The 26,996-nt window shown below is 45.8% G+C and carries 21 protein-coding genes and 2 pseudogenes; 17 read left to right on the top strand and 6 right to left on the bottom strand.

All coding sequences use genetic code 11. The annotated features are described in order from the left end of the window. Positions 1-371: 371 nt before the first annotated feature. Positions 372-503 (top strand): annotated as a pseudogene (locus AC6CIF_RS22205) (MerR family DNA-binding transcriptional regulator); the annotation flags it as partial. A 324-nt stretch (positions 504-827) separates the two neighbouring features. Further along, positions 828-1,698: pseudogene (locus tag AC6CIF_RS22200) on the top strand (IS3 family transposase); the annotation flags it as partial. Positions 1,699-1,748: 50 nt separating this feature from the next. Here AC6CIF_RS22200 and AC6CIF_RS22195 read toward each other — a convergent pair. Both AC6CIF_RS22195 and AC6CIF_RS22190 read right to left on the bottom strand, forming a co-directional pair. Further along, positions 1,749-2,216, bottom strand: coding sequence for a TetR/AcrR family transcriptional regulator (locus tag AC6CIF_RS22195; protein WP_498201580.1), 468 nt, complete (start codon positions 2,214-2,216; stop codon positions 1,749-1,751). A 258-nt stretch (positions 2,217-2,474) separates the two neighbouring features. Continuing rightward, complete coding sequence (locus AC6CIF_RS22190) at positions 2,475-3,320, bottom strand: helix-turn-helix transcriptional regulator (RefSeq protein ID WP_498201579.1); 846 nt, start codon at positions 3,318-3,320, stop codon at positions 2,475-2,477. Between the two features lie 143 nt (positions 3,321-3,463). Between AC6CIF_RS22190 and AC6CIF_RS22185 the strand changes: the two genes are divergently transcribed. The 8 genes from AC6CIF_RS22185 (at position 3,464) to AC6CIF_RS22150 (ending at position 13,370) form a co-directional block, all read left to right on the top strand. Beyond that, positions 3,464-5,407: a glycoside hydrolase family 127 protein gene (locus AC6CIF_RS22185; protein ID WP_498201578.1), complete on the top strand. Its 1,944-nt coding sequence runs from the start codon at positions 3,464-3,466 to the stop codon at positions 5,405-5,407. 158 nt (positions 5,408-5,565) lie between these two features. After that, positions 5,566-7,326: a sensor histidine kinase gene (locus AC6CIF_RS22180; RefSeq protein ID WP_498201577.1), complete on the top strand. Its 1,761-nt coding sequence runs from the start codon at positions 5,566-5,568 to the stop codon at positions 7,324-7,326. Continuing rightward, the gene (locus AC6CIF_RS22175) at positions 7,323-8,459 is read left to right on the top strand and encodes a response regulator (RefSeq protein WP_498201576.1); all 1,137 of its coding nucleotides are present in this window, start codon (positions 7,323-7,325) and stop codon (positions 8,457-8,459) included. Before AC6CIF_RS22180 ends, AC6CIF_RS22175 begins: the two co-directional genes overlap by 4 nt. 174 nt (positions 8,460-8,633) lie before the next feature. Beyond that, positions 8,634-10,316 carry an extracellular solute-binding protein gene (locus tag AC6CIF_RS22170; RefSeq protein WP_498201587.1) on the top strand — a complete coding sequence of 561 codons (1,683 nt, stop codon included), beginning with the start codon at positions 8,634-8,636 and terminating at the stop codon, positions 10,314-10,316. 81 nt (positions 10,317-10,397) lie between these two features. Beyond that, positions 10,398-11,288, top strand: coding sequence for an ABC transporter permease (locus AC6CIF_RS22165; protein ID WP_498201575.1), 891 nt, complete (start codon positions 10,398-10,400; stop codon positions 11,286-11,288). A 22-nt stretch (positions 11,289-11,310) separates the two neighbouring features. Further along, positions 11,311-12,195, top strand: a complete 885-nt coding sequence (locus AC6CIF_RS22160) for a carbohydrate ABC transporter permease (protein ID WP_498201586.1) — start codon at positions 11,311-11,313, stop codon at positions 12,193-12,195. A gap of 229 nt (positions 12,196-12,424) precedes the next feature. Continuing rightward, complete coding sequence (locus AC6CIF_RS22155; protein ID WP_498201574.1) at positions 12,425-12,637, top strand: hypothetical protein; 213 nt, start codon at positions 12,425-12,427, stop codon at positions 12,635-12,637. A gap of 607 nt (positions 12,638-13,244) precedes the next feature. Further along, entirely contained in the window at positions 13,245-13,370 is a 126-nt protein-coding gene (locus AC6CIF_RS22150) for a hypothetical protein (RefSeq protein ID WP_498201573.1), read from the top strand. Positions 13,371-13,974: 604 nt separating this feature from the next. On the opposite strand, the gene AC6CIF_RS22145 is transcribed toward AC6CIF_RS22150, so the two are convergent. After that, positions 13,975-14,448, bottom strand: a complete 474-nt coding sequence (locus tag AC6CIF_RS22145) for a nuclear transport factor 2 family protein (RefSeq protein ID WP_498201572.1) — start codon at positions 14,446-14,448, stop codon at positions 13,975-13,977. Positions 14,449-15,089: 641 nt separating this feature from the next. Here AC6CIF_RS22145 and AC6CIF_RS22140 point away from each other — a divergent pair. The 3 genes from AC6CIF_RS22140 (at position 15,090) to AC6CIF_RS22130 (ending at position 17,375) form a co-directional block, all read left to right on the top strand. Then, on the top strand, positions 15,090-16,136 hold the full coding sequence (locus AC6CIF_RS22140) for an NADH:flavin oxidoreductase/NADH oxidase (protein ID WP_498201571.1): 1,047 nt from the start codon (positions 15,090-15,092) through the stop codon (positions 16,134-16,136). 78 nt (positions 16,137-16,214) lie between these two features. Next, positions 16,215-16,736, top strand: coding sequence for a VOC family protein (locus AC6CIF_RS22135; protein WP_498201570.1), 522 nt, complete (start codon positions 16,215-16,217; stop codon positions 16,734-16,736). A 225-nt stretch (positions 16,737-16,961) separates the two neighbouring features. Beyond that, positions 16,962-17,375: a MarR family winged helix-turn-helix transcriptional regulator gene (locus AC6CIF_RS22130; protein ID WP_498201569.1), complete on the top strand. Its 414-nt coding sequence runs from the start codon at positions 16,962-16,964 to the stop codon at positions 17,373-17,375. Between the two features lie 1,080 nt (positions 17,376-18,455). Here the strand turns inward: AC6CIF_RS22130 and AC6CIF_RS22125 are convergent. Continuing rightward, positions 18,456-18,635, bottom strand: coding sequence for a hypothetical protein (locus AC6CIF_RS22125; protein WP_498201568.1), 180 nt, complete (start codon positions 18,633-18,635; stop codon positions 18,456-18,458). Between the two features lie 545 nt (positions 18,636-19,180). Here AC6CIF_RS22125 and AC6CIF_RS22120 point away from each other — a divergent pair. The 3 genes from AC6CIF_RS22120 (at position 19,181) to AC6CIF_RS22110 (ending at position 22,770) form a co-directional block, all read left to right on the top strand. Beyond that, positions 19,181-20,371: a glycine C-acetyltransferase gene (locus tag AC6CIF_RS22120; protein ID WP_036673649.1), complete on the top strand. Its 1,191-nt coding sequence runs from the start codon at positions 19,181-19,183 to the stop codon at positions 20,369-20,371. A gap of 37 nt (positions 20,372-20,408) precedes the next feature. After that, complete coding sequence (locus AC6CIF_RS22115) at positions 20,409-21,368, top strand: L-threonine 3-dehydrogenase (RefSeq protein ID WP_498201567.1); 960 nt, start codon at positions 20,409-20,411, stop codon at positions 21,366-21,368. A gap of 406 nt (positions 21,369-21,774) precedes the next feature. Continuing rightward, positions 21,775-22,770, top strand: a complete 996-nt coding sequence (locus tag AC6CIF_RS22110; protein ID WP_498201566.1) for a glycoside hydrolase family 43 protein — start codon at positions 21,775-21,777, stop codon at positions 22,768-22,770. A gap of 704 nt (positions 22,771-23,474) precedes the next feature. Here AC6CIF_RS22110 and AC6CIF_RS22105 read toward each other — a convergent pair. Then, the gene (locus tag AC6CIF_RS22105; RefSeq protein ID WP_498201565.1) at positions 23,475-24,059 is read right to left on the bottom strand and encodes a TetR/AcrR family transcriptional regulator; all 585 of its coding nucleotides are present in this window, start codon (positions 24,057-24,059) and stop codon (positions 23,475-23,477) included. Positions 24,060-24,216: 157 nt separating this feature from the next. On the opposite strand from AC6CIF_RS22105, the gene AC6CIF_RS22100 reads away from it, so the two are divergent. After that, complete coding sequence (locus tag AC6CIF_RS22100) at positions 24,217-24,906, top strand: SDR family NAD(P)-dependent oxidoreductase (RefSeq protein WP_498201564.1); 690 nt, start codon at positions 24,217-24,219, stop codon at positions 24,904-24,906. A gap of 657 nt (positions 24,907-25,563) precedes the next feature. On the opposite strand, the gene AC6CIF_RS22095 is transcribed toward AC6CIF_RS22100, so the two are convergent. Further along, positions 25,564-26,562 (bottom strand): methyltransferase domain-containing protein, encoded by a 999-nt coding sequence (locus AC6CIF_RS22095; protein WP_498201563.1) that lies wholly within the window; start codon positions 26,560-26,562, stop codon positions 25,564-25,566. Positions 26,563-26,996 lie beyond the last annotated feature (434 nt).

Raw genomic sequence — 26,996 nt, 5'->3', positions numbered from 1 at the left:
TTTAGTTTAGGCAGCGAGTATTTAATCCAGCTGCCTTTTTCTCTTTTTAGTGCCGACTTCTGTTTGGTAGAACACTCGGATGCACGAAGTGTCCATTGAGTAAGCAAGAAGGATTCGAAAATAAACGATATTGGAACGAACATTGTGCGTATTTTGACGCCGAAGGTGCCTCTATTATAGCTCCAGTTTTCACAGCCCCCCCCCCCCTAAACAGGGGTCAATGATGGGCATTATAATGATAACCAGTAGTTCAGACGTTAACAGCTGTCTCCCAAAATAACGCTTGCCTTAAAGTGTACTTTAAGGTCTAGGATGAGAGCAACCAGCAGCCGATTCCGTCTGAAAATAACCGATAAGGAGCGATCCGGCCAATGGCATTCACGATCAAAGAAGCTTCAGAGCGGCTTGGTTGCCCAGCTCATACGATTCGTTTTTACGAGAAGGAGGGATTGCTCCCTTACATTAAGAGAGATAAGAACGGGAATCGTTTGTTCGAACAAGATCACAGAATTTTGGGCAATAGCAATATCCTCGTCTCTTCGATCGGACTGGGAATTGGCTCTCGGAAGGGATTCTCCCTTTCTCGATGTCTTCGTATATCGACAGTTTGCCAGACTATCCGATTTCTGGTATGTATCATGAAGGTACGGGCGAGCGTCTCGTGGTAACTATAGAGATCATGAAAGATCAATTAGCTGAAGAAGTCAGGCGCTTTTTAGAAGGTGGGTTGATTGTTAATTTGACGAGCCCAGTGTTAAATATTCAATCAGAAAAGCCTATAATTAATTTTCAAATAATACTTACGTTGCTACGTGTAAGATTTAGTAAAGCAAGGAAAAATCACCAAACAAGACAAAGCTCAAGTAGTCTATGAACTAAGGAACGAATTTTCGGTGAAAGCACTTCTACAGCTAGCAAATATCCCTCGTAGCACGTATTATTACGTGGTAAAAGCGTTGGGTACGCCAGACAAGGACTCAGAGCTAAAAGACATGATCCAAGCGATTTATAAGGAGCATGCGGGACGCTATGGATATCGTCGTATTCGCGACGAGTTAATCAATCGTGGACACCATGTGAATCATAAAAAGGTACAGCGTTTGATGAAGGTATTGGGATTAAAGTGTTTGGTACGTATGAAGAAATATCGTTCGTATAAAGGGACGATTGGCAAAATTGCACCGAACCTATTAGAACGAAATTTCTACGCTGAAAGGCCAAACGAGAAGTGGGTTACGGACAGTACAGAGTTTAAATTGTTCCGAGAAAAACTATATTTATCTCCCATACTTGATCTATATAACAGAGAAATCATTACATATACGATTGGTTCAAACCGGTCTATTCGCTTGTTTCCACGATGTTAGATCAAGCAGTTTAACAGATGAAGATATAGTCCTTATTCATTCGGATCAAGGCTGGCACTATCAGATGAGACCGTATCGTCATGCCCTTGAAGAACGCGGCATCACACAAAGTATGTCCCGTAAAGGCAACTGCTACGATAACGCCGTCATGGAGAACTTCTTTGGCATCATGAACTCCGAGTTTCTGTATTTAAAGGAATTTGAAAATGTCTCACATTTTAAACAAGAGCTATCCAAATACATCGATTATTACAACAACAAACGCATTAAGGCAAAACTAAGAGGCATGAGTCCTGTACGGTACCGGATTCATGCCCAGCAAGTTGCCTAATGATATAATCTGTCTAACTTTACGGGGGCACTTCGCGTTTAGCTATTGGTTTATTCCATCAATGTATTTGGAATTAGTTTGATCAGTTCTTGTGCGAGCAGCTGCGGAGATTCCTTTGAGCCTCTTTTAACCCAATCATGAATAATATTAAAAACTCCTCCAGCCAAAAATAACACCTGAGTTCTGCTGATTTTATTGTTTTTTACATCCTCCTGAGTCATGATTTCGATGCCATAATTAATATAATCAAGAAGAATTCCTGACATGTTTGAATTTGTAATATTTTCAAGAATTTCTTCAGAGTAGTCGAGTACTTCAATCACATATTCTATTATGATTTGTAGATCTGTATGAGGATCCTGGCCAGCAATTCTTTTTGCGAAATAATCTACTCGGTTGTCAACAGTTGCTCGCATGACATCATTGGTCGTACTATAATATTTGTAGAACGTAACTCTGGCAACCCCAGCCTTTTTACATATATCTGTCACGGTTATATATTGAACAAATTGAAACAACTCGGCATGCTAGGAAGTCACTCCAGGCGTGGGAATTGCTTGGACAATGCTGTACCGAGTCTTTTCTTCTCTCTTTTAAAGACCGAGAAAATAGCAGCAAGTGAGCGAATATACTCTGTTCTATAACCAGAATCGATTCCAGAAAAGACTAAGACCGTTCCCCGGTGGAATGCCGGGAAACGGCCGCAGCTTAAAATCTTTTTTTTCACTGTCTACTTGACGGGGCTATGAGCACCATATCGAATGAATCCCTTCTTTTCATTTCAAATATTGTCTGCGGAATTTCAGTGGAGAAAGGCCAAATTCGCGCTTGAAGCAGGACGAAAAATAGGGAGAGTAGCGAAAACCTACTTCCTCGGCGACCCGGTCAATGGACCAATCGGTGGTTACCAGGAGACGCTTGGCCCGCTCCAGCCTATACTGTTGAAGGTAATCTGATGGTGTGCAGTCGTATCTCGCTTTCATGCATCTTACGATATAATTTGGATGAAAATGGAGAGCAGATGCAATCGCATCATTGGTGATTTTCTCCCGATAGTTGACCTGAAGATACGCCGCAGTGCGTTCGGCTAGTCTGGAAGCCACGGAATTCGTCCTCCCGAAGCTTCCTTCTTCAAGCGAACCAAGCAACTCGCCAAGCAGCTGCTGCTCCTGCCAAAAGGAAAGGGCTGGCGGCTGAACCAGCAGCTGCTCCACCATGCCAAACACCGTCCGTGAGTCAGGCAAATGCCAGTACTTCGGCAATCGCAGGGTATGAGGATTAATGAATGGCCTGGTTGAATAGGGTGATGGATTGTTCTCCGTTTGCTCTGCCGGAAAAGCATCCTGTCTGGGTGCATGCTCAAAATGCACCCAGTAAAAAACGGTATCCTGCTCGCAGGGCTGGACAGGATAATGTTCCGCATCAGGCAGCAAAAGCAACATGTCCCCTTCTGTTAGCACCCAATGCTTTCCATTCTCGCCAATATACATCTCCCCACGAACCAGGATCAGCAAATCATACGCCCCGATATTGCTACGGTGGGGATGTTGATCCCCGATTTTGTATTCCGTCCGGCCCGATCCCAGATAATAGGGTAGCGGGGGGATCCGAAGCTCAATCATGGTGTCTTCCACCAGAACATTCACGCCCCTTCGCCTGTGTTAAATTTTATAGAAATTGGTTCATTCCATCGCTATTAAGTCCGTAGTACCAAGCATATAATTGAGTTCGTAAAGAGTCAATTTTATAATAGGAGGTACGGTAGATGCAGACAACACAGGTTCACATCCGAGACAAGTTTTGGGAGGACTATACCGAGCTGGTTCGCCAAACGGTCATTCCCTATCAATGGGAAGCGCTGAACGATCGCATCACAGGGGCAGAACCGAGCTATGCGATACGCAATTTCCGGATCGCTTCCGGTCTGGAACAGGGCGAATTCAGAGGCTGGGTGTTTCAGGACAGCGATTTATATAAATGGTTGGAAGCGGTTGCTTATTCGCTGCGGAATCACCCGGATCCCGAATTGGAGATCATCGCAGACGGAGCGATCGATCTAATTGGTCAGGCTCAGCATGATAATGGGTACATAAACACCTATTTCACAATCAAAGAGCCGGGTAAAGAGTGGACCAACCTGTATGAGGCCCACGAACTGTACTGTGCCGGGCATCTGATTGAAGCCGCGGTGGCTTACGCCGAAGCGACGGGCAAACATAAGATACTGGACATTGCATGCCGCTTTGCCGACCTGATCCATACTCTTTTCGGCACGGGGGAGAACCAGAAGCGGGCATATTGCGGGCACCAGGAGATTGAACTGGCACTCGTCAAGCTGTATCATGCAACCGGGGAGGAACGCTACCTGAATCTGAGCCGATATTTCATCGATGAGCGGGGCAGCAGCCCGAGTTATTTCACCCAGGAATGGGAACGGCGCGGCAGAACGGGCATCTGGTCGCAAAGTTCACCCCATCTGGAGATGTATCAATCGCATCTTCCGGTGCGTGAACAAACAGCTGCGGTCGGACACTCCGTACGAGCAGTGTACATGTATACGGCAATGGCCGATCTCGCCCGCTTGACGAATGATGACAGCTTGAGCGCTGCGTGTGAACGGCTGTGGGCCAATACGACCCGCAAACAGATGTACATTACGGGCGGCGTCGGAGCAACGCATCTTGGCGAGGCGTTCACCTTTGACTATGATCTGCCCAATGATGCGGTGTACGCGGAGACATGTGCATCCATCGGACTCATCTTTTGGGCACGCCGGATGCTTCGCCTGGAAGCGAAAAGCGAATATGCGGATGTCATGGAACGCGCGCTGTACAACAACGTGCTTGGCAGCATGTCCAAGGACGGCAAACATTTTTTCTACGTCAATCCGCTTGAAGTATGGCCAGAGGCCAGCAAACGCAATCCGGACAAGCATCATGTGAAACCGATCCGCCAGAAGTGGTTCGGCTGTTCCTGCTGCCCGCCGAACGTGGCCCGTTTGCTCAGCTCGCTGAACGATTATATCTATGATATGTCTTCGGAAGCGAACGCAGTTCACGTCCATTTGTACATTGGCAGCACGGTGCGGTTTACGTCGGCCGAAGGCCGGGAAGTCACGCTTAGTCAGCGATCCGAACTCCCATGGAACGGCAAAGTTGACTTCAACGTCTCGCTTGCTCCAGGAAGTGCCAATGGTGCTGCCTTTACGCTCGCGCTGCGGGTCCCCAACTGGTTCCAGAGCGGGCAGCCTGTTCTTCGTATCAATGGTGTATTACAGAAGTTTACGGTGAATAACGGCTATGCACATATCAACCGACTCTGGTCGGAAGGAGATACACTGGAGTGGCTGCTGCCACTGGAAACGAAGCTGATTGAAGCTCATCCGCAAATCCGGGCCGATGCTGGCAAGGCAGCCATTCAGCGCGGACCCCTTGTTTATTGCGTGGAAGAGGTGGATAACAGAACACCGCTTGCCTCGTTATCCATTGCAGAGTCAGCCAATTTGACGGAGCGGGAAGCCGCGGATTTGCTCGGCGGTTGCGTTGTGGTGGAGGGTGACGGATTGGTCGCGGACGGATCCGCATGGCCGGAGGATCAGCCGTACCAGCCGATCCGCAAGGCGCGTAATCCGGTACGCTTCACGGCCATCCCTTATTATTTATGGGGCAACCGCGAACCGGGTGAAATGAGCGTATGGCTGCGTAACTAAGGCGGGAGTCACCGAATCGAACCCAACGTTTCAAGGCATTGCATGGCAACTGAACATAACGCGTGGTTTCGAGACTGGCAGGTCAGGAGGTCCCTGGTGTATACCGGGGGCCTTCCGTCATGCCCTGCATGTTGAAACCCGGAAGCGGAGATGAATGCATGAAAACAGACCATGTACGAAAGTCCCGTATGGAGCGAATCACGCTGAAAAATCGAATTCTTCTGCTTTTTGCGGTCGTAGCCCTCATTCCTTTCCTTTTATCCTGCTACCTATCCTACCGTACGATCAATTCCATCCTGACGACCAAACTGCAATCCGGCATCCAAAGCAATCTGAAACAGGTGACGGTGTCCCTGGAAAACACGCTCAGCAACCTGAACCATGCCTCCCAGCAACTTGCCTTCGAAGGAAGCATCGGCAAACAGCTGGAACAGCTCATGATTGCGGATCAACCCTATGACCGCAGTTATTTGACCGACCAGATCAAATATCAGCTAAACCTGATTGCGTTTACCAATCCCAATATCGGGCTGTCCATGTACTATTTTCGTGAAGACGATACTTATCTTTTTGAAACGATGGGGGTTAATGATTCATTCGATCCGGAGAAACTGCCCATCATGGCCAGCTATTACGGGATTACGTATTTCGGACCCCATATCAGCAACGACAGGTTTAACGATCAATACGTTCTTTCCGCGCTGCGAAAGGTGGATTTGCCTGAACGTGAGGACGCCTATGTGTACATTGAATCCGGGTTTAAGCTAACGCAAAGCATCCTTGACCTGGACGATGTCAGCAAAAACACGGCTCATCTCATTTTGGATAACCATGGGAGAGTCTCTTACAGCGAGTTAGGAGAGATGTTTCCCGAAAACACGACTTTTCCTGGTTCTCGGGATTCTGCAGCTGCCGCAGCAACTTCGGGCATCACCTCAGATTATTACTGGTACAGGCAGTACAGCAACCAGGGATGGAGTGTGGTATCTCTTGTTTCCAAAACGGATTACGACCAGGAGAAGAACCGTTGGATGATGCAGATGTTTCTGTTAACCGTGTTGTTTGCCGCAGTCAGCCTGGCGATCGGCTGGTTGCTGTGGAAAATGGTATATCGGCCATTGTCCCAATTTCATCGGGAGATGAAGCAGATGCTTGACAGCAACTTCGATGTGGTGGATGCAAACTCCCGCATACCAGAGTTTGAAATGCTGCTGACGCAGTTCGGGCGGATGAAGTCTCACATTGCAAGGTTATATTCCGAGGTTGAGCTAAAAGAGAAGCGAAGGGCAGATCTGGAAATCGAAAAGCTGCTGTACCAAATCAACCCGCATTTTCTGATGAATACGCTGGATACCGCTCATTGGCTGGCTGTCATGAATGGACAGGAGGAGATTGACCGGCTCGTAACTTCGTTGAACAAGTTGCTGTATTACAATTTGCGTAAAGGCGGTCAGAGCTCTACCATCCGTGAGGAGATGGATTCGCTCAGGCAGTATCTCATTCTGCAGCAGATTCGCTATAATTTTCAATTCGATGTTCGCATCCACATCGATGACGAACTGCTTAACGTATCGGTGCCGAGGTTCATTCTGCAGCCGCTGGTTGAAAACTCCCTGTACCATGGGCTGGACGACAAGGGAAGGATTGAAGTGGAAGTAAGAAGGAACAACAGCCGGCTTGAAATCTCGATCAGGGACAATGGCAGGGGCATCTCGGAAGAAAAGATCAAGGAGCTGCTGGAACAAGAACAGGCCGAACGTCATCGGGTTGGAATGGGGATCGGCATGAATTATGTCAAGCGTATGCTGGAGTCTTATTATGAAGGCCATGCCAGCCTGAACGTATCCAGCGAACCGGGAAAAGGTACCTGGATTGTCATACAGCTGCCTATTCGATGCAAAGAGGAGGAATCACCATGATCAAGGTGCTGATCGTCGATGACGATCAACTTGTACGCAAAGGGCTCATGCTTGCGATGCCGTGGGATGCATTTGAAATGAAGGTCATTGGCGAAGCGGGGAATGGCGAGAGAGCGCTTGAATTTTTATCAGAGAACCGCGTGGATTTATTGATTACAGATCTGGCGATGCCTGTCATGTCAGGAATTGAGTTAATCCGTATCGCACGCAAGCAATACCCGGAATTGCCGATTGCTGTTCTTACGCTGCATCAGGATTTCGAATACATTCAGGAAGCGCTACGTTTGGGCGCCATCGATTACATTGCCAAAGTACAACTGGAGAAGGAACGGTTCGAGGAAGTGCTTGGGCGCATCCATGACCGTATTCTGACGGACAGGCGAAAACGTTTAAATGACGATACCGCATCAGAATCCGATAAGGACACGCTGTTTTATGGGGGGGCTGACACAGGTACACCATTACTGAACGAATCGATCTGCGAATGTGAGCAAACCGGATCGGCATTCGTTGAAACGGGAGAGGGGAGCCTAAAGGACAAGTTGCACTCCTTTCGCTGGGTTCACGATGAGCGGTACTTGAATGAACTGCTGCAAGAAATGAGGACCTTGAGATTGCCCGTGCCCCGATTGATGCAGTTGCTATACGGCGTTACCGTAGACTGGAACCGAACATTCAAAAACATCGTCCAAACGGAAATGACCACGCCCGTTCATTTTGCGTCATGGCAAGACGTGGTGGAATGGATGGCTGACTTTCGTGCAGAAGCGCTTGTATTATCGGGCGGCCAGTATCTTCGCAAGGAGGTGAGCAGCAGCATTTTGACTGCCGTCAAAATTGTTCATGACGAGCTGCAGAAACCGTTATTCGCCAGCGACGTCTCGAAGCGGGTCAATCTCAGCCGCAGTTATTTCAATCAATGCTTTAAGGAAATGGTCGGTTATTCTTTTAATGAATATCTTCGCAAGGTACGGATTGACAAGGCGCGGGACTATTTGACCCAAACGGCCAAACCGATTGTCTGGATTGCCGAGCATACGGGTTATGCAGACGAAAAGTACTTCAGCCGGATGTTCCGGGAGCAGGTCGGCATGCTGCCAAGCGAGTACCGTAATGCACCAAGAGGAGGGTAGACGGATGGAGGTCAGGGGAGACGAATGAATTGTAAGCGTTATCAAAAACGGACGTTTGACCGCCTGTTTCTCGTCCGTCCCTCTATCCATAAACGTTTTCCGGCCGTGTTATATTGTTGGTGCTGGACGCTAATGACATTCCATTAAAGGGGGAGCATCCATTTGAGCAAAAAAATGGTCATGGTGGCGATGATGTTGTTACTCACATTCACGAGCGCCTGCAGCAGCGCAGGCAACAAGGAGAACGGAACGGCGGAAAACAATACCACGCCTGGCGCTGCTGAAGAAGGGCCGGCCGATCCGTTCGGCAAGTATGAACAGGCGATTACCCTGACGTATGGCAAAGAGGTCGATCCAACGGACAAAAGTTTGCCTGCCGGAGATACGCCGGAGAATAACCAGTATTCTCGTTATGTGAAGGACAATCTGAACATCGATACCAAGGTAACCTGGCAGGCGGCCACCGGAACGAACTATGAGCAGAAAGTAAACCTGGCGATTTCAAGTAATGATTTGCCCGATGCGCTCGTGGTCAAGGATACCCAATTGCGGGCGATGGTGAAGGCTGGCCAGCTGGAGGACCTTACCGATGCATTTAATCGATATGCTTCTCCGGCCATGAAAAGTTATATGGAAAAAACGAACGGTGTATCGGCCGAGGCGGTGACATTTGACGGAAAAATGTATGCTATTCCTAGTATACAAGTACACTCTGACGGTGTTCACCAAATGTGGATACGCAAGGACTGGCTCGACAAGCTGGGACTTGAACCTCCAAAAACAATGGAAGATCTGGAGAAGGTTGCGAAAGCATTCGTGGAACAGGACCCGGATGGCAATGGCCAGAACGATACGATCGGTATTGCCGGACAACAGAACGGTGGCCGGTTATACGCCAATTTTTTGGAATCGACGAACAACACGTATGGACTTGATCCGATCTTTGGAGCGTACAAAGCATATCCTGGGTACTGGCTAGAAGACGATTCAGGCAGCCCGGTCTACGGCTCCATTCTGCCCGAAACGAAGGCGACGCTCGCCAAACTGCGCGAGATGTATGCTAATGGGCTAATCGACAAGGAACTCGGCATACGTAAAAGTGCATCCGAGCCTGTAGTCAATGGAAACGCAGGTATCTTCTTCGCTCCGTGGTGGATGGGATACGGACCGCTGCCCGATGCGATCAAAAACAATCCTGATGCCAACTGGCAAGCGTACCTGCTGCCGCTGGATGCCGCTGGACAATTTAACGCTCACATGGGAGCTCCTTCTACCGTATTTGTTGTCGTTCGCAAAGGATATGAGCATCCCGAAGCCGTCATCAAAATGCTGAACCTGCTCATTCGGGACGAGTCGAAATTCGATATCTCCGTGCCTGTAGGGCATTATCCGCTGCGTGTTCCGATGTCCTATATGGATGAGAGCGAATATTCGGCGAAAGCGCTGCAGGAAGTGCTCGCCGGCTCGAAAAAACCTGAAGATTTTACCGATCCGGGCTACAAACTGCTTGCGACAGATATCCAGAATGTCAAAAAGGTAAAGAAAGAGCCGTATGACAATATGGACATCCAGTACTGGGATCCTCAGGCAGACCTTGGCGTATGGAGCCGCATCTATTCGCTGTTGGTCGGATCATCTTCCTTGCAGCAGGACTACAACAAGGTATACAGCCTTCTATATTCCCAGACTCGCACGATGGAAAGCCGCTGGTCGAACCTGAAGAAGCTGGAGGATGAAACCTTCCTGAAGATCATTATGGGAGCCGCCCCTTTGGATACGTTCGATACGTTCGTCAGCGACTGGAAAAAGCAAGGCGGGGACAGAATTACCGAGGAAGTCAAGGAATATGTCAAGTAGACAGCTGTCCAGAGCGCCGGATTCATCCGGCGCTTCTTCTTGAAAGAATCAGGATGGGAGATTGCAAGGGAGGAACACCGGATGCGAAACCGAAGTTTCATCAAACATTATTACATTATGTTGTTACCCGGAATGGTGTGGCTGCTGTTCATCAGCATTATTCCCATGTTTGGGATTGCCATTGCCTTTCAAGACTTCAACCCGGGCCAAGGCATCTGGAAATCAACCTGGATCGGGCTCGAAAACTTCGAATATATGTTCAGCCTGAACGATACCAAAACCATTTTCTTTAATACGGTTTACATTGCTGTCATGAAAATTGCGGGCAATCTGATCGTGCCGTTGATCTTTGCGATTATGCTCAATGAATTGCGTCTTATGGTGGTCAAGCGTTGGGTTCAAACGATCGTATACCTTCCGCACTTTTTGTCTTGGGTTATTTTGTCTGGCATATTGCTCGATGTGTTTTCGTATACGGGTCCTGTCAATGGACTACTCAACTTGCTGGGGATTGAACCGGTGCTGTTCTTTGCCCGTGCAGACCTGTTCCCGTTTATTCTCGTAGGCAGTGATGTATGGAAGGAGTTCGGTTTCAACACGATCATCTATCTGGCAGCGCTGACGGGCATCAGCCCATCCCTGTACGAAGCTGCTTCGATTGATGGAGCAACCCGGATGCGCAGAATCTGGCACGTGACTTTACCTGGCTTGCGAACTACGATCGTGCTCTTGGCTGTGCTAAGTTTGGGAAACGTGCTCAACGCAGGTTTTGATCAAATTTTCAATCTGTACAATCCGCTGCTGTACTCGACGGGCGACATTATCGATACCTGGGTATACCGAGAAGGTCTGCTGAACATGCAGTATGGACTCGCAACCGCGGTTGGGTTGCTGAAATCGGTGGTCAGTTTTGTGCTCATCATCGTCTCGTACCTGCTTGCTTCGAAGTTCGCCAATTACCGCATATTCTGACAATGAGAAGGAGTCGAGCGAGATGATAAGAGAAACGACGCTGCGATCCAGAGTATTCGATGTCACGCTGCTGGTCGTGCTGCTCCTGATCGCGTTCCTGTGCATATTGCCTCTCTGGTATACGCTGGCCGTGTCTTTAAGTGAAAAATCGGCTGCTGCTGCCGGGAAAGTATGGTTATGGCCCGTTGGCTTCAACCTCAATTCATACCAGCAAATTATCGGAGACCGTTCCTTTTTCAATTCCTTCTGGATTTCCATACAACGGGTTGTGCTTGGTGCGACAATCACGTTCATCGTGACGACAATGATGGCTTATCCGCTCTCCAGAAGCCCGCGCGAATTTCACATGCGCAACGTGTTTATGTGGATTCTTGTGTTCACACTGCTGTTCAACGGGGGGTTGATTCCCTGGTATATGACCGTAAAGGCCATCGGGCTTTATGATACCATTTGGGCACTTGTGCTTGGCGGGGGAGTGCCGGTATTTAACGTCATTTTGATCGTGAACTATTTCCGCAATTTGCCCAAGGAGCTCGACGAGGCTGCGCTCGTGGACGGGGCCGGACCGTGGCGAATGTTGATCACCATTTATGTACCGCTGGCCGTGCCCGTACTGGCCACGGTAACGTTGTTCACCATCGTGTACCACTGGAACGAGTTCTTTCATGGTCTGGTGCTGACTTCAGGGCAGGATCAGTATCCGCTGCAAACGTTAATCCAGCAATTTGTCGTGGTCATCGACGCGTCCAACATGACAGAAGACCAGTATAAACGGATGAATGAGTTGTCCAATCAAACACTGAATGCCGCGAAAATTTTCATCGCCATGCTCCCCGTACTGATTGTTTACCCTTTCCTACAGCGCTTTTTCATCCACGGGATTACACTCGGTTCGGTGAAGGAGTAGTTGCATGGTTCATGATGAAATTCAGAGCAGAGTGCACCGCATTGAGCTACAAATGATCTTCCTTCTTTAAATATATTTACTGATTTCAATCCGGAAGCTTTTACGCAACTGAGTTTAATTCAACACTTTTAAATGGCATTATAAAAGTATCCACAGTCGTGTGGCTGCCTGTGTCTTATTGTTTTGGTAGTGGCTTAGCGCCACCAGCCGGAGCAAGACCGTCGAAAAAGTGGATAAGAAGCCTCTCCGCTCTATTAAGCAGGAAAAAGCACCGAAAGCTGCAAAAACGGATGAGCGAACCAAACAGAAACAGCCGGCCGGGATTGGCGGCGGAAGTTCCATTTCCGCAAAATCGACGGAACAGGCACAGCAGGCAGCACCGTCTCCGAAACTGCCGTCCGAACCAAGGGAAGCACCCCGAGCCATAACATACGCATTTTAAGCAGATTAATATTAATTCGTATATAATTGCCTTAATGTACGCTGAAGATTGATAGTGTCCTTTGTCATATTTGGGTTCGAGAGGTAGCAATTAAATGGGACATTTCGGAACGTAGAATACAAAAACTTTGTGAAGAAAAACGGATTGACGGAACGGTTTAAGTTGGACGTTCGTGGTCGATTCCAAAAGACGCAAAAAGCGTGTTGATGAGCGATATCAAGAGAATTGAGGAGTACGTATATGAAAGCGAAAACTGTTTTGTATATTGAAGATAATCAGGAAATCGGTTCATTATTTGATCCTTGTTCTGCTTTCGCTCATCATCATTATCATGGCAATCGGAGTATATCCCTCTTCAAATCAAACGGACTCTGACATATCGGATCATTATCAAGCTATACGGATTTCTATTGTAATCATCATTACCGTATTTGTTTTCGTTTCAGGAGCGTTCTTCTATGGCCTTCGACGGCTCATACGCCTGCAAAAGGCCATGTTTACACTGCCCTAGATTGCTGTCGTGCTCGGTTATTACTTCATCGCTGGCCCACTCTTATGAGACCAGACATTTTTGGCGAAGTCTCTTCCTGACACCGCAGGATTTGTTATGTGGTTTCCGCAACCTGATAATGCCGGTGTGCTCACCCCTCTGCAAGGGAGCATCCTTCTGATCACATGGACACTTGCTGCAATCTTGATCGCTGTGATTGTATACCGCAAACGAGATATGTGATTCAGGACTTGTCCACACAGAAGATTGACAATAATCTTATTGCAATTTGATTAAATCGGCCGATTTATATAAACGACATGCAACTGCCAAAAATTGAAAGATTATGGTAGGTGACTAAATGCGCGCATAAAAGGACCTTCCGATGGCAGTAATGCAATTGGAGGCCTTTTTATGCGCGCAAGGGTTTTGTATCGGTTGATGGAAGGACTCTCACCTTATTTTAATCACCGGGGTAGCTGAAACCTTCATCCGTTATAGCTTCAAAAAAACTCAAAAAAAACAGAATCTTTTTCGCCCATTTTCCATTCGACACCTTTCGGGGATTTCCCTTAGAAGGTGTTTTTTTACTATTTTTTGACTATCCACGAGCTTTAATATAAGCGTGAAGCTGAAATTTGCCAATGATTACTGCAGAGTTGCGGAATACATTGAGGTCAACACCTCCGAGAACGCGGTTTAGAGGCACCGCATTTTTAACGGCAGTTTGCTTTCCTAATAGAAATGTTCCGGTCTCCACGCTCGGCACTGCGCGGAAGGGAACACCTACGGCCCTCCGGGCGGATGCAACGCCTGGAGGGCCGTACGGAGTCACTGCTGGCAGGGCTTATGGCTTGGAGACGAGCTCCAGAACGGTGGACTCATAGAGCACCGCCGATACAACCTTGGCGGTGCGCTGGGAGATCTTCCAGCCGTTCGGGGTGCGCACAAGGGTGTCCTCGTAGATCCCGTGGAGGTTGAGGACCTTTTCGGGGTTCTCGCGACTGGTCTGGATGTTGGCGTTGCCGTAGCACCGGGAAGTGGCCTTATCGCCGTTGATCATGATGGCGATGTTGCTGACGTGGTGCACGGTCAGGCCCAGGTTAGCGTGCCATTCCTCATTGAAGGAGGCGAGGTCCTCAAGATTGTTCCATGCGCCCGTGGGGAAGTCGGCCTGGACGTCGTCAGTGAAGCAGGTGCGGTACAGCGACCAGTCTTTGCGGTCGATCGCTGTCGAGTAGCGGATCAGGACGTCGGAGATCGCTGTCTTGTCCTCGAAGTTGGTTGCCGCTACGGATTCAATAATCTTTTCTGTTTTCATGTTAAGTAGCCTCCCATAAAGGTTGAATTGACTTGCCTTTTTTCTTTATAATCACACTTCACCGGAAATTTTATTGCCGGCAGGCGGAATGTAACAACTCAGGCCCCCGCCGTATTGGTCAGTACACGTATTTGTTTTCTTCCATAAGAACTGACCGATCAAGTACCATGAGCTTCGTGAAGCTCGATACTGTCGAAGCCAATACTTTGGCATTGGCTTCCGCCTGTACGAAGGCATCAACAATTTTGACTATTTCTTGTTGAGAGTAATCATTGACCTTGCCTCGTAAGCTTCACCGTAAAAGTCTCGATTCTGTCATGATTAGTCCAACACCGTTTTCAGGCCTGCGGCGAAATGACATCTTCACCTCATCGACTCCATTATGAACCGGTCCTTAGTACGAATGCTATTTTAAAAGACTAGAGGGAAAAGAACTTGAACCAATTACCATATTGGACAAGAACATGGTCCGATTACCGATTAGACATATAACTAATCGGTTCTTTTCCTCGTTAATTCATTAAGCTAACGGGCAGGAAAGCTTGGTATGGCTTTAATGAAATGACTACTGTTTTGACAAGAAGAGAATCGAGTGATATTATTTGCATGTGCAAACAAATAATATTGGAGGTAATTTTAAAATGAATAATTTATCCACACCTTTCAAACTAAAGAACCTGGAACTCAAAAATAGAATTGTCATGGCTCCGATGTGTCAATATTCTGTTGAACTAAAAGATGGCGTACCCAATGATTGGCATTTTGTGCACTATGCTTCCAGAGCTGTTGGTGGAACAGGACTAATCATTGTAGAAATGACCGGAGTTGATCCTGATGGAAGAATAACAGATGGTGATCTTGGTCTGTGGTCCGATGATCAAATTCCTACATATCAACGTCTCGTCTCTGAAGTCCAGAAGCATGGATCTAAGATAGGTATACAGATTGGGCATGCCGGCAGAAAGGCAGAGGATGCTATTCAACCAGTAGCGCCGTCCTCTGTTCAAGGTGGAGCGCTACCTGAAGAGACGAAATATGGGGAGTTAAAACTCCCCAGAGCTTTAATGATCGAAGAGATTAATCGAGTAATTAGTCAATTTAAGGATGCTGCTAGACGTGCAGTTGAAGCAGGGTTTGATACCATCGAACTTCATGGTGCTCATGGGTATTTGCTTCATCAGTTTATGTCACCCAGTATTAATATCAGAAAAGATGTATATGGAACAGACCTTTCGAAATTTGGTGTAGAGGTCATTCAAGCGGTGAAAAGTGTCATGCCTAAAAATATGCCCCTGATTATGAGACTTTCTGCAATTGAATACATTGATGACGGGTATGACATTGAACATGCATTGAATATGGGAGAAAGATTTAAAGCTGCAGGTGTAGACATTTTCCATATTTCTAGCGGTGGTGAAGGAATTCCAGGCAAATTGAAGCCATTAAACACGCCTGGTTACCAAATACCTTTTGCAAGAATGTTTAAGGATCGTCTTGGTCTTCCTGTGATTGCTGTAGGAAAGCTTGAAAATGCTGAACTTGCTCAAGCAACTATTGCAAATGGTGATGCAGATCTGGTTGCGGTGGCGAGAGGAATGTTGAATGATCCTTATTGGACATTGCATGCGATCAAAACGACAACAAAGAAAGTGGAAGCGCCTTTTCAGTATTCTAGAGGTATTCGTTAAAGATTTAGTCTTATCTGCATATGACTTTGCTTCATAGCTAAGAATAAAAACAAATTTAAATAAAGGGAGAAATAAAACGTGAAAAATATTACAAGAGGAATCGATCATATTGGAGTAACCGTGCCCGATATCGAAGAAGCAACAATTTTCTTTAAAAAGGCTTTTGACGCTAAAATTGCTTATGATAATAAAAAATTAGATGATGAGCCTTTAGCTGGACCAAATGTAGAGAAAACATTAGGTCTAAAAAAAGGAACCAAAGTTATCCATATGCGTTTGCTTTCTTTCAATAATAGCGCTAGTATCGAACTATTTAATTATGCCGATACGGATCAACGGAAACCGTCAATTGCTTCTGACTTGGGTGTTCAACATTTTGGTTTCTATGTGGATGACATTAAAGAAGCAGCTAAAGCATTTGTTGAAGCAGGTGGAGAGTTATTAAATGATCCCGGTGAATTGTTAGGAGATGTTGAAGATGGAACAGGTCGTTTTGTGTATGGGCGTGCACCATGGGGAATGTTAATTGAACTCATTAGCTATACACCGCATGGATTAAACTATCCTGAAGATAGTGAAGCAAAACGTTTTACACCATAACATCTACACTAATGACCAACCATATAAGAAATTTGATGCAAAGAGAAAATTTCTATTCATGTAAGTAATGCTGTATCCCTATGTCAGTATATTCTAAGGAACTGCATGCACTAAGCTATACTCATTTTGAGGAGACGGCATCGATTTGATCTTTTGACATCAGCTTAAGTTGAGGTAATACTATATGTGAGACAATACAACGTATAGAATGAAAGGACGATATACTTGAGCGATTCGGATTATCTAATTAATGACTGGGTCAATTTCTCCAAATATCATGATCGGATTAATAATGCTTTAAACCATATTCTTCAGGAACGTTATCAATTTAGCTTAAAAGAGTTTTATTTGCTTATGTACCTATATCATTCCGAAGACAATAAGCTTCGTCTGTCTACTGCATCGAATATGATTGGTTTAAGCCAAAGTGCTCTTACTCGTCTAATTACCAGATTGGAAAACCATACTTTTCAACCTGTAGAACGAGTTGTGTATGAAGAAGATAAGAGAGGCTTCTATGTTGTTCTTACTCCAAACGGTGAGAAATATACGAGTGATATTATTTCGGAAGTTAGTTTTGCTTTAGAGGCGTCTATGTCTGAAAAGGATAAAAAAAACATTCGATTATTTACGTCTTAAATACGGTACACAAATAAATTTGCCGACATCGAATCATATTCAGACCTTTGGAACTCTCAGCGCTCATCACACTAATCCGACTATCAAATAAACGGACACTATAACAGTAAATGCATGATGGGCAAAATAACCACAGTCGCAATGTATAGCGACTGTGGTTATTTGATCGTTACAAACAGAGATTGTCTTTTAAATCACAGCCGGAGTTACAAAAGACTAATTTGCATGAACTCATTATGCCTGAGAATATCACATTGCTTCCTTCAGTATCTTCTTGGGAAGAGGCAATACGAATAGGTGCATTATTCAAAATAAATCTCATACTTTGTCGAGGGACAAGAACATATTCCCATTGAAGTCGCTATATTAGCGGCTTTTTAATTTTATCGGTACAAGTTCGTGTCCCGAGCCGAAGACAAGAACTTGTACCGATTACCGTATTGGACAAGAATCTTTTCCTATTACCGATTAGTCGTGTATCTAATCGGTATGGTGTCACAAACAAGAAAGTGTTCCATTCACCAATCTGAGGACAAGAACTTAGTCCGATTACCGAATAGGCATATATTTAATTTTTTTTCTTTTGTAAATCTAATGGGCAAAATAGTCTTAATATCCAGTCCAATATTAAGAAAATACAAATACGAGTGGTCAGTGATACGAACCAAAAAAGTAATGTGATGCTCTAGAAAGAGTGCACAGAATCTATTAATAAATATACCCGGGTATTATTGATATTTTGTGTTTTTACCCGTGTATATTCATCATAAAAGAGCTGTAAAGAAGGAGGATATATATCTATGTCACTATCAACGAAATGATCTAGTAAAGCAGGTCCATTGGTTTAAGCAAAATACTGCGTCGGCAACCGGATTATAATGACATGGAATACGGCAGCAAATGTTGAGATCGACGGGGGGGATGCTGTAGACTTGGTATGGGCGATTTGTGTCCGCGTACGAGTAAACGCTGCATTAAAAAAAGACCTACACCAATGTTTTAGGTCTTTTTTTCACCATTTCAAGGTAGAGCTGTTACTTCATTGGTAATATTAATGGGCGTATAAGTGCTTCGCCCTTGTCAGCCCTTCGCGATGCTGACGACACCTTCATTGATATTCCATTGGGACTGCTGCATGATTTTTTTTGCTATGGCAGTATCCCTTTGCGCAAGGGCTTGAAAAATAGCTTCGTTCAAGGAGTGCTTGCGTGTCGGGGCTGCGCGACAATGTGTTGCCGCCGATGGTGTCGAACACGACATCGACTCCGCGGCCACCCGTTTCTCGCATGACGGCGTCGACATTTTTCAAAAGAAACGAGTGTCTATTATATTGAAGAGGCAGCTTTTGCTACAGGCGAACATGATGATCCGAACAGCGCTGTTGGCATGGGTAATGCTAGCACCTTAAGGAGTTTGTAGCTATGGAACTATAGTGGTCAGGAGAGCCTAACCTCGGCAAGCGCTTCCGTACGGAGTCATCTCATTGCGTTTGCCGCGGAAGAATCCCGTTTGACCCGGGGTAAATCGATTGATTTAAAGGAATAAGCAAAAGAAATAATGGCTGCACAAGAAGTTACCGAGCAGCAAAAGATATAAGCAAAGTTTTAGTAGCGATTGCTTCCGGGAATGGGGGAAGCAATCGCTATGTTTTTTTGCGGATTTTTTATTTTTTGTCCGTCACATGTGTACAAAAAATAAAAATGATGATACATTGAAATTAGTTTATTTCCTTATTATAACAGGTTTTTTTTGAAGAATACCGTGTCTCCTGTACGAGGACATGCGTATATCGAGGAGGGAATGGAATGTCAAGTCAAGCATTGGACCAATTTTTAAGTTCGAACATCGAAGATCTAAAGACTAAAGGTCTATATAACGTCATCGATACGCTGCAGGGGGCAAATGGTCCTGTTATTCGTATCGACGGAAAGTCCCTAATCAATTTGTCTTCTAATAACTATTTGGGATTGGCAACTGATCACCGCCTGATCGATGCTTCAGTTAAGGCGTCGCAGACATACGGGGCAGGCGCAGGGGCTGTGAGAACAATTAATGGTACGATGGATCTTCATATTGAGCTTGAAGAAAAACTGGCCCGTTTCAAAAAAACGGAAGCCGTTATCGTGTATCAATCGGGATTTAACTGCAATATGGCTGCTATATCCGCGGTAATGGACCAGCATGATGCGATTTTATCAGATGAGCTGAACCACGCTTCGATTATTGATGGCTGCCGCCTGTCGAGAGCCAAGGTGATTCGCTTTAAGCATTCGGATATGAATGATTTAAGACAGCAGGCGAAAGATGCCAAGGAATCCGGTCAGTACCATAAAATTATGGTCATCACCGATGGGGTTTTCTCCATGGATGGTGATATAGCAAAGCTGCCTGAAATCGTGAAAATAGCAGAAGAATTCGATCTGATTACTTATGTGGATGATGCCCACGGTTCGGGCGTTCTCGGAGCAGGTGCGGGAACCGTGAAGCATTTTGGATTGTCCGACCGCATTGACTTTCAAATTGGTACTCTTTCCAAGGCGATTGGCGTTGTCGGCGGTTATGTGGCGGGTAAAAAACAGCTGATCGAATGGTTGAAGCTGAGAAGTCGTCCGTTTCTGTTCTCGACATCGCTACCTCCGGCTGCAATCGCTTCTTGCAGCGCTTCTGTCGACATTTTGATGAATGACAAAGAGCTGATCGAGAAGCTGTGGGAGAACGGCAATGATTTGAAAAATGGCTTGAGCCGGCTTGGATATGATGTAGGCCAAAGCGAAACGCCGATCACACCTTGTATCATTGGCGATGAAGTAACCACCCAACAGTTCAGCAAACGGCTTTATGAAGAAGGCGTTTACGCCAAGGCAATCCTGTTTCCCACGGTTCCGAAAGGAACCGGAAGAATACGCAACATGCCGACAGCTGCCCATACCAAGGAGATGCTCGACCAGGTGATCTCCGTTTATGAGAAAGTTGGCAAGGAAATGAAGCTGATTTAGCTGCATTCGCGGGAGTACATTTCGGGAGGAATGTCTTATGATCAAGATTTTGGTGACCGGAGCACTGGGCCAAATCGGTTCTGAGTTAGTTGTTAAATTACGTGAAATTTATGGTGCGGATCACGTCGTTGCTACGGATCTCAGGTCATCAGCCCACGAAATTACCCGATCGGGGCCATTCGAGTTGCTGGACGTGACGAATGATAAGGCGATGTTTGAAATCGCCAAGCGGTACGAAGTTGATACCGTCATCCATTTGGCTGCGCTGCTGTCGGCTACCGCAGAGGAGAAACCGCTGCTTGCCTGGAATTTGAATATGGGCGGATTGATGAATGCACTTGAAATATCCAGGGAGCTCGGCTGCCAATTTTTCACTCCAAGCTCCATTGGATCTTTTGGTCCTTTGACTCCGAAAGACAATACCCCTCAGGATACGATTCAGAGGCCCAATACGATGTACGGCGTGAACAAAGTGTCCGGCGAACTGCTTTGTGATTATTATTTTCACAAATACGGCCTGGACACTAGGGGGCTGCGATTCCCGGGTTTGATATCTTATATGACGCCTCCCGGCGGAGGAACGACGGATTACGCCGTGGAAATTTATTACGCAGCCGTGACGGCTGGCCGGTATACATCTTATATCGCCAAGGACTCAAACATGGACATGATGTATATGCCGGATGCCCTGAACGCTATCATCGATTTGATGGAAGCGGATTCTTCCCGGTTGATACACCGAAATTCATTTAATGTCACCGCAATGAGCGTGGATCCGGAGGCGATCGCTGCAGCGATTCGGGATGAGCTTCCCGGCTTTATCCTCGATTATGACGTTGATCCAAAGAGACAGGCGATTGCCGATAGCTGGCCGCATTCCATTGATGCAACGGCAGCAAAAACAGAATGGGGATTTCATGCTCGCTACGACCTGAAGGCCATGACGAAGGATATGCTTTCACAGCTAAGCGAGAGACAAATGCTTCGCAAAGCTTAAAGTTATTATAAATTCACTGTACAAAGCGAGTAGAAATACAAAAAAATCTGCATCAAGAGGAGATTTGACGTTACCCGGGCCTTTTGTTGCAACTTCTCTTTTGATCCTCCAGCTTGCGAGAAGAAATATGGAATCAAAAGCCACACCTGTAGTAAAACAGTTGTGGCTTTTGGTTAACTGTCGAGGTACAAGAACTTATTCTCATTGAAGTCGCTATTCAATTAGTGTATATTTCCAGTATATTGGAATGGGATAGGCGGGAATTGTACATATTTTCGGGGGAAGATCTTTAGTATGTGTATAGGAAAGAACAAGCGGGGCTTGTACAATAATATTAGAAATTGTAAACGCTTGCTTCACTCCCGAAACTGAAGGAGAACAATTCCAATACCAAAGGAGATGCCTTATGAATCAACAACAACTACCTAAGCCCCACCAGCCGCTCGTAACCCACATCTTCACTGCGGACCCGTCCGCCCATGTCTACGAGGGCAAAATCTACATCTATCCTTCCCATGACCTCGATCATGACGAGCCGAGCAACGATAACGGCGACCAGTATAAAATGGAAGACTATCATGTCCTCTCGATGAACAACTTTGACTCCCCTGTGGTCGATCACGGCGAAGCGCTGCATCTGAGAGATATTCCGTGGGCCTCCAAGCAGCTCTGGGCACCGGATGCCGCTTATAAAAAAAATACCTATTACCTGTTCTTCCCGGCACGGGACCATGACGGCATCTTCCGTCTGGGTGTGGCAACATCAGAGTCTCCGGCAGGCCCGTTCAAGCCGCAGCCGAATTATATGGAAGGCAGCTTCAGTATCGATCCAGCTGTACTGGTGGATGACGACAATCAGTCATACATCTATTTCGGCGGACTCTGGGGCGGACAGCTGGAGAAATGGCAGACCGGCAGCTTCATGCCAGATGCAGAAGGACCTGCTCCTGACCAACCGGCGCTTGGACCGCAAGTTGCACTGCTTAGCGACGACATGCTGTCCTTCCAGGGCAAGCCTGCCGAGATATCGATTGTCGATGAAGACGGGAATCCGATTCTGGCCGGGGATGAGGACAGGAGATATTTTGAAGGCCCATGGATGCATAAATATAACGGCTATTACTACCTGTCCTACTCTACAGGAACCACGCATAAGCTCGTATATGCGATCGGCAAGAACCCGATGGGACCATTCACGTTCAAAGGCGAGATTCTCTCTCCGGTTATCGGCTGGACAACCCATCACTCTATTGTGCAAGTTGAAGACAAGTGGTATCTGTTCTATCACGACAGCTCCCTGTCGGAAGGCGTCAACCACAAGCGCTGCGTTAAATATTCCGAGCTGAAATACAACGAAGACGGAACGATCCAGAAGATCAATCCTTATCCGGGTACCGAGTAAACTGGCGGGGCTGCTTTTTTTGAGTAGAACAGTAAAACTATAGAGGACCATTAATCATAAGAAATCACTTAGAATATTTTGCAAACAATTGTTGTAATACTTCTTTTACCGGCATTGGTTTACGACCAAGTAGCATTTCTAAGTCCGTTGAATTGTTGACTGATTTTCCTTCACGGATACCTATTTGTGTCATTGCTAGCATGCTTGCTAATTGCTCAGGTACTTTACCTTTTAGCGTCTCACCAAATGCTGCATCATCTACGTGCAGGAAAAGAAGAGACTAGGAAGAAAGAGGATTACGTTAACGGAAAATAATAGAACAATATAAGCAACAAAACAGCCGATCATTGTGATCGGCTGTTTTGTTAAGTTAACAGGCAGGTAGTTGCTCTTAATAACTTAACACAAAACTAATGTTATCTTCGTATCTTAATGATTACTCTCATTCAAAGATGGCTTACGATGGTGAGAGGACAACTTGGACTGGCCATAAGGTAAGTAGGTGATATCCGTCAGAAGAGCGAGACCAGGGATTCTTTTCTTGAAGTCTCTCTGCAAAAGCGGCACTGTTCTTTTCTTCTGAGAGGAACGACCAAACCGAATTTATACATCAATCTGCGAATTTATTTAAACGACCACATCCAAAATTTAGTGAAACATATACAGATATGATATATAGGTTTACCATTTAATTTGGTTTATTATCAAGTATCCTTCAGCAATTCAACCATGTTAGAATAGTGAATTTCACTAAGTTGCTCGATAAAGTTATCTACCCTGTAGTTCTCCGGTTCAACAATCCAGAGACAAATTACTCCTACCAATCCAGATATCATGTATTCGAGACCAATTTTTATCTTCTCATCGTGACGATGATCGCCGATCCCCGAAAAAATGATCGTTTTAAACGCCTCTTTCAAGTATACGGAGAAGTTTGGATAAATATTTTGAGTGATCATTGTCTTAAAAAATATCATATTGGCTTCAATATTGTCGAAAATCGTTGTTAACATGGTAGCAAACATATCTTTATCCATCTCATGAATTGAACTCACTTCCAGGCTTAAGCAAGCATTTAAACTCTCCACATTTTCCTGAAATAACTTCTCCATGAATTGAGGTTTATCTACATAGTGCAAATAAAATGTGTTGCGATTTATCATTGCTTCTTCGGCAATGTCCTGCACAGTAATTCGTTCATAGCCTTTGGTTTGTACTAATCTCAGAAACGCTTCTTTAATGGCTTTCCGCGTTTTGAGAATACGGAGATCCACTTTATCTTTACCCAATTCGTACTTCCCCTCCATAAATAATAGTCAAATTTATCAAAAGTGATGTTTAAGTAACACATTGAATTATATCAACCATTGAGTCGTTTAAGTGTACGTTTTACAATTAAAACTGTCAATTGAACTCACTAACTCATTCATAAAAGGAGAATCATAAATGAAAACACTGGCGGTTATTGGTGCGGGTAAGGGATTAGGATTATCTATTGCGAAGAGCTTTGGCAAGCATGGCTTCCAAGTGGCATTAGTTGCAAGAAATGCTGCTAAGCTGCAAGATATGGTGGATGAACTGAAAGGGGATGGTATCGAGGCATCTTATTTCGTAGCAGATATTTTTAACAAGGAACAGATTGAACAGGCTATGACCAACATGAAAGAAAAATATGGTCTGATTGATGTGTTGGAATTCAGTCCAACAGCAGGCAATTATCCTCCCACTTCTGTATTGGAGTTAACGGCGGAGAACGCCAGGGACGCATTTGAGGCGAATGTGGTTAGTGCCATCCATGTCGTCAATGCTGTTCTCCCTGATATGCTCGCCAGGAAAGAGGGAGCCTTGCTCTTTACCTCAGGATTATCCGCCATGTACCCTGTGTCCATGATGGGGAATATCGGTATTGCTCTTTCAGGGTTACGCAATTATGTTGCTAATCTTCATACATCATTGTCTGCTCAAGGGATTTTTGTGGGCCACCGCTCTTTAGGCTTATTAATCAAGGAGTCAGGTACTGGCGCAATTAATGATCCGGATGTAATTGCCGAGATGTGGTACCAGGCCTATGTAGAGAAAAACGTATGGGAAGAAGAGTATCCTAAGGGTGTTACCCCCGAAACCATTCTGTTTTAACATTTGTGGTGATTTCTGCTTCCTTGCAGAGATGTGGAGGTGGATAACAAGAACATCACAGTATTTGGCTGTACGGGTAAAACCGGACGAGAAATCGTCCGTCAGGCGCTTGAAGCGGACACTCCGTAACGGCTTATGCTAGGTATCCACAAAAGCTTGAACATCTTCAGATGAAAATGGCTAAAGATCTCGATTCATCCCGAGAAAAAGCAAGAAATCAGTTAGCTCCACTTTGAGCCTAAGGCAATCTAGAGATTAAGCTAACGGGAAACTATAACTCAAAATACAAAGAAGCAGCTGTTCAATATGATCGGCTGCTTTTGTTCAATAATGGGCAGGCCGAATTGGGGGATAGGCCGGAGACCGGTGCGCAGATGGGGAGGTGGGCAGCCTGTCTGCGCTCCGCGGTTCTGGCCCTTACGGTCATCGTACCGGTTTATCCGGCAGAACGCGCATCGGCGGCCTCGGCTACGATGGCCTAGCAAGGAGGGTTTACACAGGATCAACTCGACGGATTGGCTTATCTGAACGAGATCCATAGAATCGAGCCAGCGGTCATGAGGTAGCTTTCGCCTCATGACGTACAGTCGAATGAGAGCTCCCTCTTTACAAGCGTATGCTTGCACTGCGGACACGCCCAGTTAACGTCTTTAATGGTCAAGCATTCCTCACCGCTGCTCCTCCTTCAACCATAGCTAGGCTCTCCTTCGGTGCCGGAGGCATCTTCACCAAATGGACAATTTTGAATACTCTTCTACCTGCGACCATATCGGTATGATTTTGCGTGCCGGGTGCCTCCAGCCATTCCCATACTCGATCTTCCCCTTCTAAGGAGCCTTTAAGCGCGTGCAGGCGGGTTTCCAGAGCATCGTCTCCCGATTGTAATACATTGCCTGTAATATCCCGGATCAAAGAGGTGTGAAAGCCTAGTCTTTGCCACTGCTCTTCATAGTGCGGCACGTCGGAAGCGCTCATAATATCCGCGTACAAAAATGTCCCACCTGGCTTTAATACACGGTAGGTCTCCGTAAAGAACAGCTCAATATGAGGATACAAATGCGAGGACTCGATGTTCAGCACAATGTCGCAGCTTTCCGTTTTAACAGGCAACTGCTCCGCGTCGCCAATACAATAGTAAGCCTGCTCATATCGGTTATTCCTTTGGCAAAATTGAATATTGGACGGTGTCAGATCAATGCCGACCACGCTGCCGGTCCCATAGTTTTTGCATAGCTCGCTCACGTTGCCTCCCCGTCCACAACCGATTTCCAGGATATCCTTGCCTGAAACATCCAGGCCGCCAATAATTTCGCGAAGCAACTGGATACTGCTGTGGTTAATACCTTGAAGGCCGCCCGGTAGTTCGTTATCGGATGCATAACCCCAGTTAATAAAGGTGGAAAATCTGGACAGTCTTTTCTCCTCAAGCGACTGGTTAATAGAGTCAAACATGCCGATGATCGCTTCCTTTTGCGCCGCGCCTTCGGCAAGCTTCTCCGCTACAGGACGGTCAATTAACATACTTGCAAGACCCTCTTCCCAGGCGTATTCGATGCCGCAAGTCTTGCAGATCAAACAGTTGTCCGCTTCATAAAGATCACTCTTGCATTCAGTGCATACCAGGGTAATACCGGACAAAGGCCAAGTCGTTTTCATATCTACATCTCCTCATCGTTTTAGCCGCTATCGCTGCTATAATTATTTATCGTCTTACTCCATATCAAACGGACATTTACCAGAAGAAGCATAATCTTTACTCCCCATTTTAATTTCAAGAATATGGATTTAATATACAACTTTCATACATATGTTTCCAGTTATAATTTAGAATAGTGATGAATAATCTCTGCCAACGTGTCGAGGGACAAGAACATTGCACCATTTAAAGTTACTATTGGATAGGATTTGATAGATAAAAATATAATGAGTTTTAACAATGAAAAAAATGACCTCTAAATCATTGCGGAGGGTTGGGACTGGCTATAAAAGCATTACAAAGCACAAACGCATAAAGGCAAAAGGCACCTGAAACCGTAATTTGGTTTTTGGTGTCTTTTGTATTAAGACTGTAGTGAGCCACCTCTTCAACG

The organism is Paenibacillus sp. GQ49, from assembly GCF_059759055.1.
The sequence above is the reverse complement of the archived record's forward strand: the minus strand, read 5'-3'. Positions and strand labels throughout refer to the sequence as shown.

Bases quoted from the DNA above. Each gene is read 5' to 3' on its own strand.
- AC6CIF_RS22125 (WP_498201568.1), bottom strand. From the start codon at position 18,635: ATGTCGTGTTCGACACCATCGGCGGCAACACATTGTCGCGCAGCCCCG.
- AC6CIF_RS22095 (WP_498201563.1), bottom strand. From the start codon at position 26,562: ATGAAAACGACTTGGCCTTTGTCCGGTATTACCCTGGTATGCACTGAA.
- AC6CIF_RS22185 (WP_498201578.1), top strand. From the start codon at position 3,464: ATGCAGACAACACAGGTTCACATCCGAGACAAGTTTTGGGAGGACTAT.
- AC6CIF_RS22175 (WP_498201576.1), top strand. From the start codon at position 7,323: ATGATCAAGGTGCTGATCGTCGATGACGATCAACTTGTACGCAAAGGG.
- AC6CIF_RS22190 (WP_498201579.1), bottom strand. From the start codon at position 3,320: ATGATTGAGCTTCGGATCCCCCCGCTACCCTATTATCTGGGATCGGGC.
- AC6CIF_RS22100 (WP_498201564.1), top strand. From the start codon at position 24,217: ATGAAAACACTGGCGGTTATTGGTGCGGGTAAGGGATTAGGATTATCT.
- AC6CIF_RS22150 (WP_498201573.1), top strand. From the start codon at position 13,245: ATGTGGTTTCCGCAACCTGATAATGCCGGTGTGCTCACCCCTCTGCAA.
- AC6CIF_RS22120 (WP_036673649.1), top strand. From the start codon at position 19,181: ATGTCAAGTCAAGCATTGGACCAATTTTTAAGTTCGAACATCGAAGAT.
- AC6CIF_RS22145 (WP_498201572.1), bottom strand. From the start codon at position 14,448: ATGAAAACAGAAAAGATTATTGAATCCGTAGCGGCAACCAACTTCGAG.
- AC6CIF_RS22170 (WP_498201587.1), top strand. From the start codon at position 8,634: ATGGTCATGGTGGCGATGATGTTGTTACTCACATTCACGAGCGCCTGC.
- AC6CIF_RS22110 (WP_498201566.1), top strand. From the start codon at position 21,775: ATGAATCAACAACAACTACCTAAGCCCCACCAGCCGCTCGTAACCCAC.
- AC6CIF_RS22115 (WP_498201567.1), top strand. From the start codon at position 20,409: ATGATCAAGATTTTGGTGACCGGAGCACTGGGCCAAATCGGTTCTGAG.
- AC6CIF_RS22140 (WP_498201571.1), top strand. From the start codon at position 15,090: ATGAATAATTTATCCACACCTTTCAAACTAAAGAACCTGGAACTCAAA.
- AC6CIF_RS22165 (WP_498201575.1), top strand. From the start codon at position 10,398: ATGCGAAACCGAAGTTTCATCAAACATTATTACATTATGTTGTTACCC.
- AC6CIF_RS22160 (WP_498201586.1), top strand. From the start codon at position 11,311: ATGATAAGAGAAACGACGCTGCGATCCAGAGTATTCGATGTCACGCTG.
- AC6CIF_RS22180 (WP_498201577.1), top strand. From the start codon at position 5,566: ATGAAAACAGACCATGTACGAAAGTCCCGTATGGAGCGAATCACGCTG.